Source organism: Shewanella sp. SM95, from assembly GCF_025653595.1.
GTDB classification, from domain to species: domain Bacteria; phylum Pseudomonadota; class Gammaproteobacteria; order Enterobacterales; family Shewanellaceae; genus Shewanella; species Shewanella oncorhynchi.
Genome location: NZ_JAKKSE010000009.1, coordinates 20,338 through 33,262, shown reverse-complemented (window position 1 = coordinate 33,262; position 12,925 = coordinate 20,338). Strand labels below are relative to the sequence as shown.

At 43.1% G+C, this 12,925-nt stretch carries 13 protein-coding genes; 3 read left to right on the top strand and 10 right to left on the bottom strand.

The annotated features are described in order from the left end of the window. Window positions 1–69 precede the first annotated feature (69 nt). The 9 genes from L5M29_RS11540 to L5M29_RS11500 form a co-directional block, all read right to left on the bottom strand. Window positions 70–900, bottom strand: a complete 831-nt coding sequence (locus L5M29_RS11540; RefSeq protein ID WP_263167913.1) for a hypothetical protein — start codon at window positions 898–900, stop codon at window positions 70–72. Between the two features lie 20 nt (window positions 901–920). After that, entirely contained in the window at window positions 921–1,460 is a 540-nt protein-coding gene (gene rfbC / locus L5M29_RS11535; RefSeq protein ID WP_263167912.1) for a dTDP-4-dehydrorhamnose 3,5-epimerase, read from the bottom strand. Between the two features lie 10 nt (window positions 1,461–1,470). Beyond that, complete coding sequence (gene rfbD / locus L5M29_RS11530) at window positions 1,471–2,352, bottom strand: dTDP-4-dehydrorhamnose reductase (protein WP_263167910.1); 882 nt, start codon at window positions 2,350–2,352, stop codon at window positions 1,471–1,473. A 47-nt stretch (window positions 2,353–2,399) separates the two neighbouring features. Next, the gene (gene rfbA, locus L5M29_RS11525) at window positions 2,400–3,269 is read right to left on the bottom strand and encodes a glucose-1-phosphate thymidylyltransferase RfbA (protein WP_263167909.1); all 870 of its coding nucleotides are present in this window, start codon (window positions 3,267–3,269) and stop codon (window positions 2,400–2,402) included. A gap of 91 nt (window positions 3,270–3,360) precedes the next feature. After that, complete coding sequence (gene rfbB / locus L5M29_RS11520) at window positions 3,361–4,419, bottom strand: dTDP-glucose 4,6-dehydratase (protein WP_263167908.1); 1,059 nt, start codon at window positions 4,417–4,419, stop codon at window positions 3,361–3,363. Between the two features lie 114 nt (window positions 4,420–4,533). After that, window positions 4,534–5,283 (bottom strand): glycosyltransferase, encoded by a 750-nt coding sequence (locus tag L5M29_RS11515; RefSeq protein WP_263167907.1) that lies wholly within the window; start codon window positions 5,281–5,283, stop codon window positions 4,534–4,536. Between the two features lie 18 nt (window positions 5,284–5,301). Next, window positions 5,302–6,294 carry a hypothetical protein gene (locus L5M29_RS11510; RefSeq protein WP_263167906.1) on the bottom strand — a complete coding sequence of 331 codons (993 nt, stop codon included), beginning with the start codon at window positions 6,292–6,294 and terminating at the stop codon, window positions 5,302–5,304. 58 nt (window positions 6,295–6,352) lie between these two features. After that, the gene (locus tag L5M29_RS11505) at window positions 6,353–7,420 is read right to left on the bottom strand and encodes a hypothetical protein (RefSeq protein WP_263167905.1); all 1,068 of its coding nucleotides are present in this window, start codon (window positions 7,418–7,420) and stop codon (window positions 6,353–6,355) included. A gap of 23 nt (window positions 7,421–7,443) precedes the next feature. Continuing rightward, window positions 7,444–8,493 (bottom strand): glycosyltransferase family 9 protein, encoded by a 1,050-nt coding sequence (locus L5M29_RS11500; RefSeq protein WP_263167903.1) that lies wholly within the window; start codon window positions 8,491–8,493, stop codon window positions 7,444–7,446. A gap of 98 nt (window positions 8,494–8,591) precedes the next feature. Between L5M29_RS11500 and L5M29_RS11495 the strand changes: the two genes are divergently transcribed. Continuing rightward, window positions 8,592–9,347, top strand: coding sequence for a 3-deoxy-D-manno-octulosonic acid kinase (locus tag L5M29_RS11495; protein ID WP_263167902.1), 756 nt, complete (start codon window positions 8,592–8,594; stop codon window positions 9,345–9,347). Between the two features lie 26 nt (window positions 9,348–9,373). On the opposite strand, the gene waaA is transcribed toward L5M29_RS11495, so the two are convergent. Next, window positions 9,374–10,639 (bottom strand): lipid IV(A) 3-deoxy-D-manno-octulosonic acid transferase, encoded by a 1,266-nt coding sequence (gene waaA, locus L5M29_RS11490; RefSeq protein ID WP_263167901.1) that lies wholly within the window; start codon window positions 10,637–10,639, stop codon window positions 9,374–9,376. A 147-nt stretch (window positions 10,640–10,786) separates the two neighbouring features. Between waaA and L5M29_RS11485 the strand changes: the two genes are divergently transcribed. Then, window positions 10,787–11,434 (top strand): TetR/AcrR family transcriptional regulator, encoded by a 648-nt coding sequence (locus tag L5M29_RS11485; RefSeq protein WP_113940155.1) that lies wholly within the window; start codon window positions 10,787–10,789, stop codon window positions 11,432–11,434. Between the two features lie 286 nt (window positions 11,435–11,720). Then, window positions 11,721–12,914 (top strand): glycine C-acetyltransferase, encoded by a 1,194-nt coding sequence (locus tag L5M29_RS11480; protein ID WP_263167900.1) that lies wholly within the window; start codon window positions 11,721–11,723, stop codon window positions 12,912–12,914. The last annotated feature ends 11 nt before the right edge of the window (window positions 12,915–12,925 follow it).

The following is a 12,925-nucleotide window of genomic DNA, read 5'->3' as shown; positions in this document are numbered from 1 at the left end:
GTAAAAGTACATCCCACCGCTATCATATATTAATTAAAGGTACCCAAGAAGATACCCTAAAACACGCTGCTAACTCAATTTACGCTTAAATGCCATCCACTTCCGCCGAAAACGATTTAAGGATCGCATCCACTTCTGCGGATGAAATGAAACTAACTTACCGCCACGCTGAACACAAGTTATAGACAATAGTATCTCATTGAGAATGGCGTTCACCTTAAGCTTTATCAGCTCTGGATTTTTACAACTCGCGTTATACCAGCCTTTACCTTGTTTGGTCGGAAACATATAAGTCGACAAATGGTTTTGTATTTCAGCACAGCTACGGGCAAACTCAACTTTGCCATGATTAACTAGAATTGACGCTTTAAAATCATCATCGCAACCAATCTTGTCGAATGGCAGTAATAGCCCGATATCCTTCATATGTATTGCCAACAAATAAGATGCCATCCATGCATCACCCGTCACTTGGTTTAACTGAATGGTCTGTTTAAAATGCTTAATATCGCCCACTACCTCGCCAAAACTCGCGCGATTAATAGCCTGACTAATAAAATTCACATTAAGTGATGAAAACGGCCAATGGTGGCAAAAAGTATCATTAGCAAAAATCAGTACATCATCATCTGCTATATTAATCTGCTGTCGAACATGGGCAAGCCCTTCGTCCCAAGCAGAAAACTCCCAACCTTTATTACTGCCTTCAAGCTCAAAATCAATAAAGTGATCATATTGAGTGGTTTGTGAACGCGCCTCAGCCGTATTGTATACAACACAGATTTTAACTTTGTCGGAAATTTTTGACAGGATATCGGCACTGTACTTAAGTGCGCTTTCCTTGTAATGCGGATAATAACTCACAAGAATTACTATCGCTTGGCGTTTTCGATCATACATTTACAGTAAACCTCGACGAACTAAAATGTAAAAGCATCGGCAAATGCCGTACCCATCTTATCTTTAGCAGACAATATGGGAGGGACAGTTATCGGCCAAGCTATTGCTAACTCAGGATCATCCCAGGCAATACTCTGTTCAGAGGCTGGATGGTAGTAATCGGTACATTTATAAACAAATTCAGCTTCATCACTCGTGACATAAAAACCATGGGCAAAGCCTGCAGGAATCCACAACTGTCTTTTATTCTCTGCTGATAAGTAAATGCCAACCCAGTGGCCAAAAGTCGGGGAATTTTTACGTAAATCAACTGCCACATCGAAGACTTCACCCGAGGTAACTCGTACAAGTTTGCCTTGAGTTTGCTCAGTCTGATAGTGCAAACCGCGCAGTATCCCTTTACAAGACTTCGAATGATTATCCTGCACAAATAGGCAGTCGGCGACCTTTTGTTGGAAATCTCTCTGGTTCCAGGTCTCCATAAAGAAGCCACGTTCATCACCGAAAACTTGAGGCTCGATAATTTTCACATCTACAATGTTAGTTTCTATAATATTCATGGTCTTACTACTATAAATAGGCCTTAATGTCTTTAAACGCCAATCGCCAATCACTCGCATAAACACCTAGGTTTGTTGCAATTTTTGTACAATTCAACCGTGAATTTAAGGGTCTTTTAGCGGCAGTGGGGTACTCAGATGTAGTAATAGGCTTAACCTTAATGTGCGTATTTAGACACCGTTGGGCATAGGCCTCGTCAAAAATATACTGTGCAAATTCATGCCAAGAAACATAGGGTGAGCCACTAAAATGATAGATACCCCAAGGACATTCAGGCTCCATTGAGCGTTTTGCCATAGCGATCAGCGTGTCGGCAATATCACCCGCATAGGTGGGGCTCCCAAACTGATCACAGACAACACGGATATCCGACCGTTCACGGCCAACACGCAACATCGTTTTGACAAAATTAGCCCCAGTCTCGCCAAATACCCATGAGGTTCTCAAGACAAAATGCTGAGGATTTGCGTCAATAACAGCTTGTTCACCCGCCAGCTTAGTTTCACCGTAAACACTTCGAGGATCGACTGTATCTGATTCAATATAAGGAACCTTTGCATCACCAGAAAACACATAATCGGTAGAAACATGGATCATAGTGGCTTTAATCTTATTGGCCGCAACAGCTAAATAAAGAGGCCCCAAGTGGTTTACACGCTTTGCATTAAGCTCATCTTGCTCCGCTCTATCCACCGCAGTATAAGCTGCGGCATTGATCACGACATCAGGGCAAAAACGTTCAATGCAAGCATTTACGGCCAACTCATCGGTAATATCCAGCAAGTGTCGATCCACTGCCAATAATTCCACGTGGGTATTAATGCCGCCGCTCAGTTTCTCAACCAATTGACTACCGACTTGTCCTTTTGCACCTGTGATGAGTATCTTCATCGGCTTATCTACCCACAATGAATCGAACTGAATGAAAAGTCATAGGACTATCGCTTATCCATAAGTGAGACTAAATAGCGACCATAATCATTTTTTAGCATAGGTTGAGCGAGAGCAATCAATTCTGCATCACTCAACCATCCATTTCGCCATGCAATTTCTTCTAAGCATGACACTTTTAGACCTTGTACGTTTTCAATTGTCTGCACAAAGGAAGAGGCCTGATGCAGACTCTCATGCGTACCAGTGTCTAACCAGGCAAAGCCACGCCCAAGAATTTCAACATTTAAGCTGCCGGCATTAAGGTAGATTTGGTTCACCTCAGTGATTTCAAGCTCGCCACGGGCGGAGGGTTTGATGCTTTTAGCAATATCGATGACCGAATTATCATAAAAGTACAGACCAGTCACAGCCCAATTCGATTTCGGTGTGAGCGGTTTTTCTTCGATACTGATGGCGCGGTAATCTTGATCAAACTCCACAACGCCGAAACGCTCGGGATCTCTTACGTAATAGCCGAATACTGTCGCTCCAGTAGGTCGACTCGCTACCAGTCTGAGGGTTTTACTAAAAGATTGGCCATAAAAGATATTGTCGCCGAGTACCAAACAAACACTGTCATTACCAATAAAATCTTCAGCAATAATAAATGCTTGCGCTAATCCATCGGGACTCGCTTGAATCGCGTAGGAAATGTGAATGCCAAAGTCGCGGCCATCACCCAATAATCGCTGGAAACTCGCATTATCTTCCGGTGTAGTGATCACTAACACATCACGGATTCCTGCCAGCATAAGTGTCGATAATGGATAATAAATCATTGGCTTATCATAAACAGGCAACAGCTGTTTGGAGACACCTCGAGTGATAGGATATAAACGGCTACCAGAACCACCCGCGAGAATAATACCTTTCATTGATTATCCTAAGATTTTAGATCCTAGTTTCCCAGTCAAAACAAAAATGACCGAAAACCTAAGATCATATTGAAGTTATTGAGTGAAATGATTAAATGCCTAAACGTTCACGCTGATATGAGCCATCAAGCACATGTTGGCACCAAGATTGATTGGCGAGATACCATTCAACAGTTTTACGAATACCTGAATGGAAGGTCTCTTCAGGATGCCAGCCTAATTCAGCCGCAATCTTAGATGCGTCAATAGCATAACGCAGATCATGCCCAGGCCTATCATCAACATAGGTAATGAGATCACTATAACGATTTACACCGTTAGGTTTTGTCGGCGCCAACTCTTCCAATAACTCACAAATAGTCATTACAACATCGATATTTTTCTGTTCGTTATGCCCACCGATATTATAAGTCTCACCAATAACGCCCTGAGTCACAACTCGATAAAGTGCGCGGGCGTGATCTTCCACATATAACCAGTCACGGATCTGTTGGCCATTACCATAAACGGGTAAAGCCTTACCTTCCAAAGCATTCAAGATCATCAAGGGAATAAGCTTCTCGGGGAAATGGAAGGGTCCATAATTATTCGAGCAATTCGTGACGATAGCAGGCAAGCCATAGGTGCGTTGCCAAGCACGTACTAAATGATCACTGGAGGCCTTAGAGGCAGAATACGGACTACTAGGGGCATAGGAAGTTTTTTCAGTGAAAAGATCCGTCATATTGGGGAGATCACCGTACACTTCATCGGTTGAAATATGGTGAAATCTAAACTGTGACTGTCGCTCAGCATCGAGTCCACGCCAATAATGACGAGCCGCTTCCAGCAACTGATACGTGCCTATAATATTGGTTTCAATAAAAGCGGCTGGACCATCGATCGAACGATCAACATGACTTTCAGCAGCAAGATGCATAACAACATCAGGTTGATGAGCAGAAAATACACGGTCTAACTCGGCTCTGTCACAAATATCAACTTTTTCAAATTGATAGCTTGGATTCGATTCAACGCCAGCCAGAGATTCTAAGTTACCCGCATAGGTCAATTTATCGAGATTCACGATCGAGTCTTCGGTGTTACTTAAGATATACCGGATCAATGCTGAACCAATAAACCCTGCACCACCCGTTACTAAGATCTTCATTCCAACCTCAAAAAATTATCACAAAAATTATGAGGTTTATGATATCAAACCACTCAGTAAAGGTACATCTAACGCCATTCCACATATGCCATTATTTAATTTACATCAACAATCTTATCTCTTAAATATCTTGTATATTTTTGACTTAAAACGTCTAAACGTAACATTGAAATCTTTTCGCCATTTAGCTATATCAGCTTTATAACGAATTCCCCGATGATAACCTATGTGCCTCACACATCCCTCGGGAAAAATTGCAGCTTTAAAGCCTAGTTCATAATACTTATTACCAGCTCCCCCTTCACTTGTATATTGTGCAATTGGCGCAATCAACTGATAATCAGCTAAACGCCTTAAGCCTGGATTTAACGTAAAGCCATGCCAATAGACGCCGTGAAGCAAATCATTTTGATGCATAACCCGATACGTCAATGAAGGATCGTTTTTACAAAAGTACAACTCAGGAAGCACTGCATGGCCATTAGTATCATTAGTTTCACGCAACCAGACTGTTACTATTTTGTCATCTGAAAGTAAAACCTCGAACGATTTTTCGATAAAGCCTTCGCGATAGAACTCCCAATCATCCTCACAATGAAATATATAGTCAGAAGTTACCAAAGAATAGGCTCTATCGATACTTTTCATTTGCCCTAACTGCGGTTCATTGTGAACCATAACAAATTCAATTCCCTTGAACTTTGCCAGAGTATTCTCAAGTTTTTCGCGATTATGGCTATCTTCTATCACAATATATTGTGATATAGGATAGGTATTATATTTTAAAAAGCTTTCAATTGTTTTTTCGAGTAAGTCAAAACGATTACAACTCGTTACAACCAGTGAAACTGTGTTATTACTCATAACAAGACCTATCATAAATTAAAATTTATTTAAACGCTTAGTAACACATTCATCTAAATCAATACCATTTAAATCCTGAAAAAGCTGATTTAAGCGCGCAATTCTTAATGGTGGATTTCTTTTAAATAAAGCGTAAATGATAACATTGAAAATTTTCTGTGTTCGCAACCAATACTCAATAGAGTTATGATACTTACATAGATTATTTATAGAATCTTCACTAATAAAATCTTCGAAGCCAACAACATCAGAATTTGAAACATATTGCTTTACAATCTCATTACGCTTCTGGGGTTCCAAATTTAAAAAACCATAACCACTTTTTAAATGTTTAAGATGAAAATACATAACTCCCATATATTTCTTTTCATATTTACTGTCCAAAAACTTAAATGCTTCAACATTTTTTTCTTGAGAAAAATAAATTTTAGAAGAAACAGGGAAGTACATATGATCCCCTGTACCAACGAGAGGTTCTCTTTTATAAACTCCTAACTTGTTATTCACATCAAATGCTAAATTAACACCTGAGAATGTATATAGCTTCTTAACCCCTAAAAACATATCATATCTAATTTCTGTGATTACTGAAGCCAAGTTTCGGTCAATTGCAATATGATCATCATCTAACTTTGTTGCTATATTATAGCTGGTTTTTGAAAGGGTGTAATTGTAAAAATTTGCCAAACTATGAATATCATAGGTTGTACAGCTATTATGTGCATCTGAGAATATAGGATGAACTTTAGGTAAATATTCAAAAACTTTTATTTTTTCAGGATATTTTTCTTTCAAATCATTTAATATTTCAGCAGTATTATCAGTGCAATCATTATAACAGGCAATAATTTCATCATAGTAAGGAATATGGGTCTCAATACTAGATCTCAGAAATTCGGCACCATTCTTTATTCGCAGAATAGCACTTATTCCAGGTTTTCTCGGCTCATCAAGTTTAGCGAGATCTACTTTAAACTCATCATAATTCAATACTTTTCCATCAAACCCCATAATATGAGCGTCCCTAATTCTATAAATGCAAAAAGCTAAAACGTGACTCTTCTAACAGCTATTTTACCCATAGCCTTAGTTGTTTTATCGCAATATCCAATCCATTCAAATGTTTGCTTCGTGCCAATTTAGTACAAAGATGCATCATTTGTTCTTGAGATAACAGTTTTGCAAGGTTATTTTTCATTGGCTCCAATGCTGTATCGCAACTCAAAACCAACTCTTGAGCCACACAAGCTGTAATCCTTGGCGGCTGATCCTTCGATACAGGAACCGCTAATGTCGGTTTGTGCAGCGCTATCGCTTGTAATAAAGTATCTCCACCGCTCAATACGGCAACCTTAGCCGCAGCCAACATATTAATAAATTGCTGATTATTCAATTGAGGAATAACAACTACCCCCTCAAGCTCAGGCAGAAGATTTGGGTAATTCGGGCCGAAAACCATGACACTTAAAATACCAGATGCTTTATAACTTTCACTGGCAGCCTTAGCAAAAATATCAGCGGCTAGTTCACCATTCACCCTGTGACCACCAGAACCCGCATTGAATAATACAAACTCATTTTGCGTTAGCTGATATTGCGCTAATAATGCAGATTGGGTAATTGTATCTGGCTGGGTAAAGACAGGACCAATATTCAAAGGCTCAGGTTTATTAATTAGCTTCAGCTTAAGGCGATCTAACCAACTAATAGGGCCAATCACAAATTCTGGTTGCACAACCCAATGACAATCCGTCACTAAAGCGCGGCCAATTTTCATTCCACGGCTACGCTTACGCTTATGCTGACTGAGAAAGATTACCTTTGCACCGAGTTTATGGGCATGGACTAACTGCGATTTACGACCTGATGCGTCAAACAATACTATATCAGGCAGGAAATCAGACATAATTTGGTTAACCGCCTTGACTTGTTTAGTCGGCGTATCTTCGAGTAGCTCAGCAGGATAAGGGCATTGAGTCGCATAGGAAGCTTGTTCACTTAAAATAAACTTGATCTCGGCATTCGGCCAAGTTCTCTTCACCTCATCGGCAATGATCATTGAGCGCATATACTCACCTATGCCCTCAGCCGATGAGACTGGGATAAACAAGAACTTAGGGGCTTTTTGAGGAGCCATAATTAACCTTTAATCCAAAAAAATTATTCTGAAGCTTTAGTGTCATGCGCCACCAGCTCAAACTTCTCAATCACAGCTTCAACACTGATCAATGACATTAGATGCTCACCTTTAGCGCGAGTTCCCCACTTAATTTGTCCACTATGTTGCGATCTCATGGCCTCATCATAGGCACTCACCACATATTGCTGCGATAGGTAAGGACCTGTGCGCCCAGGATTAGAATGGGCATATAAACCAATGACTGGGATACCTTGGGTAACCGCCATATGCGCAGGGCCCGTATCTGGTGCTAACACTAAGCTTGCGCGTTTTAGCAGGGCCAATAATTGAGTCAGACTGGTTTTGCCCACTAAATTATCGATTTTAGAGGGACAAGCCTGCAAAATTTGCTCTGCTAAATCCTTCTCAAGTTGAGTTGGGCCACCGCAAAGCATGACTCTAAATCCTTTCGCAATCGCATGGCTCGCAACGGCGGCATAACGCTCTGGTAACCAGTTACGTTCTGCCTTACTGGCTGCAGCGCAAATGATAAAGACTTTTTCATTGTCTTTAATCTGCGTCTGGGCAAATTCAGTATCCGCAATTGGCACAGGAATATGCCATTGAGGAGTGAGATCGTTAACGCCAATCGCCTTAGCGAATCCCATAAATCCTTCGAGCACATGGGGCTTGGCCAAGAGCTCCACCCTGTGATTTGTCACTAGCCACTGACCTTCTTTAGCGCGGGCACGATCAAAGCCTATGCGCACCTTTGCCAAAATGGCTAATGAAGCCAAGGTAGCACGCAGCGCAACCTGCATATGCAGCAGCACGTCAAAATGTCGGCCTTTTAAGGCCTTACGCAAATTAAAATAGCTGCGCCATCCTTGAGATTTATCGAAAATAACAAACTCAATGCCGGGTAAATGCTTCAACAATTGATATTCGAGTTTACCGATCACCCATGTGATTTTGAGCTCGGGGTATTGCCGCTGAATCGCCTGCACCATAGCCACGGCATGACAGACGTCACCGATAGCGGATAAGCGAAGCAAACAAAGAGAATTCATGGTATTGGGATTTAAACTCATTGGGATTGAAGCTAAAAGCTCTTAAGGTTATTTGGCGCAAGCTAAGGATCTTAATGTAGAATGGCCCTAGGTGCCACGCTTAAGTCAACAAATCTCCGATGAATGCTCAGATACAGCTCATAAAAACCGCCCAAGGTCACATGGCAGTTTGCCAAGATACGCCAACATATATCGATCCCGCGTGGTTCTCGGTGGATTTTTGGCGGGCTAAAAATGCTGTCGTCGGTTCATCCAAAGGCCGCTACACCACTTGGTTTGTGGCATTTGAGCATAGTCATTGGGTATTGCGTCATTATTGGCGTGGCGGCTTAATGGAAAAATTCAGCAAAGATGCTTACGTTTATACTGGCCTCGAAAATACCCGCGCCATGGGTGAGTTACGCTTATTAGACGTTTTGTATCGCGAAGATTTTGCTGTACCTAAACCGATTGCCGCCAACATAGTGCGCGATGGATTATTTTACCGCGCCGATATTATTATCGAACGGGTCGAAGGCGCCGAAGATTTAGTCGCTAAACTCGGCAAAGGGGTCATGAGCACTGAGCAATGGCAGGCATTAGGGGCTTGCATCGCCCAATTCCACCAGCGTGGTGTGTACCACGCCGATCTCAATGCCAAGAATATTTTGTTCCAGCCCGCACAAACTGAACCCTTAACGCCAGAGCGGTTTTATCTTATCGATTTCGACCGCGGCGAGTTAAAAACACCGAGCCCGCAATGGCAGCAATCAAATCTAGACAGACTGTTACGTTCCTTTAATAAAGAACAAGCCAAGCTACCAAACCTTGCCTTCACCGCTGATAACTGGTCATCACTAATGCAAGGCTATCAAGCGGCGATGCAAAGCGCCTGATCCACTAAACGAATTATCCAGTTGAATTAAGCGGTTATTAAAGATTGCGCGAGAAGATATTGTTGTTGCAAGGCACCACGATTAGCCTCAACCACAGCCAATCCCGCATTCACCGCCTGCAGGCGTGACTCAGGGTTAGCAAAATACTCAATCAAGTTAGCGGCAAGTTCATCCGCCGAAGCGACAACCCTTAACCCACCAGCATCCGCCAACATCTGCGTAATTTGAGCAAAGTCCCAATGGTTCGGCCCCACCATAACAGGCACGCCCATAGCAACAGGCTCCAAGGGATTATGACCACCGTTAGTGATCAGCGTACCACCGACAAAGGCTTGGTCCGCCGCGCCATAAAAGGTCAGAAGTTCACCCATGGTATCGCCGACAAGCACTTGAGTCGTGGCCGTCACGGGAAAATTACCGCTGCGGCGAACAGATTCAAAACCTTGGCTGGCAACAAACTCAGCAACGGCAGAAAACTGCTCAGGATGACGCGGTGCAATAATCAGCAAAGCATCTGGCCACTGAGCCAATAATTGCCTATGGGCTGTAAGCATGGCGTCAAATTCTCCAGGATGCACACTGCCTGCGACCCAAATAGGCGAGGTTTCACGCCCCCAAGCTTGACGTAGCTGCTTGGCATTGGCTAAACGCTCAGGCGTAATACTGAGATCAAACTTCAAGCTACCGCATACTGTTACTCTGTCCGGCGATACACCTAACTCGATAAAACGCTGCGCTTCTACTTGAGTCTGCACCGCAATAACATCGAGTCGTTGCAACATAGGTCGACTGAGTTTAGGGCGCTTAGCATATTGCGCCGCCGACTTGGCCGACAGGCGGGCATTCGCTAACATCAAGCGCACACCGCGTTTGGCAGCAACAGCAACTAAGTTAGGCCACAGCTCAGTTTCCATAATCACACACCACTTAGGCGAGACTTGGCGCAAGAAACGCCTCACACACCAAGGTAAGTCAAAGGGCAAATAACAATGCTGCACTGAGTCACCAAAGGCTTTACGCACTTCTGCAGACCCTGTTGGGCTGGTTGTGGTAACCGTAATGCTTAACTCAGGGTGTGATTGCATAATCAAACGGATCAATGGGATTGCCGCGAGCGTTTCGCCCATAGACACAGAATGGACCAGTACATCCGTCGATTTAAGTCGGGTTAATCCAAAACGTTCCCCCCAACGACCGCGGTAATCAGGGCTTTTAATAGCACGAAATGCCAAATAGACGATTAGCAAAGGGGATAATAAATATAAGATCGTGGAATAGAGAAAACGATTCATTAAAAACGTGCTTATGAGTTTTGCCTGATGAATAGCGGCAATGTTAGCATATGCACCAAATTAGGGATAATTTACCAGCAGTTCGGCGGTCGTTGGTTAGCTTTCTTTGATCAATTATGTGGCGTTCACTAGCAATTTGGATAACTTATGAAAACCCGCGACAAAATAATCTATGCCAGTCTTGAACTGTTCAACGAGCATGGCGAAAGAAACATCACCACCAATCACATTGCTGCTCACTTAAATATGAGTCCCGGGAATCTTTATTACCATTTTCGCAATAAAGAAGACATTATCCGCTGTATTTTCAGTCTATATGAGAATCATCTCGAATCGGGTTTCCAACCCTATGAAGATAAGCAAGTGGATGTAGAACTGTTAATCGGCTACTTCGATGCTATGTTCTATACCCTGTGGCAATTCCGCTTTATGTACGCCAATCTTGCGGATATTCTCGCCCGCGATGAAGAACTAAAAAAACGCTATTTGCACGCACAGCAGCAAGTCTTAACGCGTTCGAGCCATGTGCTGCATAAACTCACACAAGATGGATTTCTGTGTGTCGATGCTGACAAAATCACGCCACTGGCGGATACCATTAAGATGATCGTCAGCTTTTGGATTGGTTATCAACTCACACAATCCAGCACGTCAACCATTACTAAAGCGACACTTTATGAAGGCGTTTTAAGGGTGCTGATGATTTTCAAAGCCTATGCAACCCCGACTTCCGTTGCGACTTTTACTCGCCTAGAGCAACATTACCACGCGCTAGCGAGTCAAGAATCCCTATAACATCATCCCAAACGCCTATGTTGGGAACTCGCATTCGGAACTAAACTCAAAGCAATCATAGTGCTGAGTGCGAACCCGTTTTCGCTCTACAACGCTTAAAAGAATACTCAGTCAAACAGTGGCAAACTTATGTTGCACATTAGTTTTTATAATGTAAAAAACACTTTAGCCCTAAACTAGTTTATCTTGCTAACCTGCATGAAAAAAAGGCTGTAGGCCGATTAGGTTTAGAGTTAGAATGCCGCCACTCCCAAAATCAGAATAAAGTTAACTAAGGAGATATCAGGTGGCCTCTACCTCATTCTACGCACAGATTAATCAACAGCTTGCAGACATCAAAGCCGAAGGCTTATATAAAAGCGAGCGTGTTATTGCCTCACCACAACAGACTGCCATTCAAGTTAATCACCAAGAAGTTGTTAACTTTTGCGCGAATAATTACCTAGGCCTAGCGAATCACCCAGAGCTAATCAAAGCCGCCCAACAGGGTTTAGACAGCCACGGCTTTGGTATGGCATCAGTACGTTTTATTTGCGGTACCCAAGACATACATAAAAAGCTAGAAGCTAGCCTAAGCGAATTCCTCGGCACCGAAGACACCATTCTTTACTCTTCATGTTTTGATGCAAACGCAGGTCTATTCGAAACCTTGTTAGATGCAGAAGACGCAATTATTTCCGATGCGTTAAACCATGCTTCTATCATCGACGGTGTACGTTTATGTAAAGCAAAGCGTTTCCGCTATGCCAACAACGACATGGCCGATTTAGAAACTCAGTTGATCGCCGCGAAAGAAGCAGGCGCCCGTAACATCTTGATCGCCACCGATGGCGTATTCTCGATGGACGGCGTGATTGCTAACCTTAAAGGCGTATGTGATTTAGCCGATAAATACGGCGCACTAGTGATGGTCGATGACTCTCACGCTGTGGGCTTTATCGGCGCAAACGGCCGTGGCACGCACGAATATTGCAATGTGATGGACAGAGTCGACATCATCACTGGCACCTTAGGCAAAGCCTTAGGCGGCGCATCGGGCGGTTTCACTTCGGGTAAAAAAGAAGTCATCGACTGGTTACGCCAGCGTTCACGTCCTTACCTGTTCTCTAACTCATTAGCGCCGTCAATCGTGACTGCGTCTATCCATGTGTTAGAAATGCTCAAATCAGGCCAAGCACTGCGCGAAGCCGTATGGGAAAACAGCCGTTATTTCCGTGAGCAAATGTCAGCAGCTGGCTTTACCTTAGGCGGCGCCGACCACGCGATTATCCCTGTGATGATTGGCGATGCGAAACTGGCGGGCGACTTTGCTAACCGCTTATTAGCAGAACATATTTATGTTATTGGCTTCTCGTTCCCAGTCGTTCCTAAGGGACAAGCCCGTATCCGTACGCAAATGTCAGCGGCACATACCCGTGAGCAACTCGACAAAGCGATCACCGCCTTTACCCGTATTGCCAAAGAAATGGGCATTATTTAGGACTTAAGACA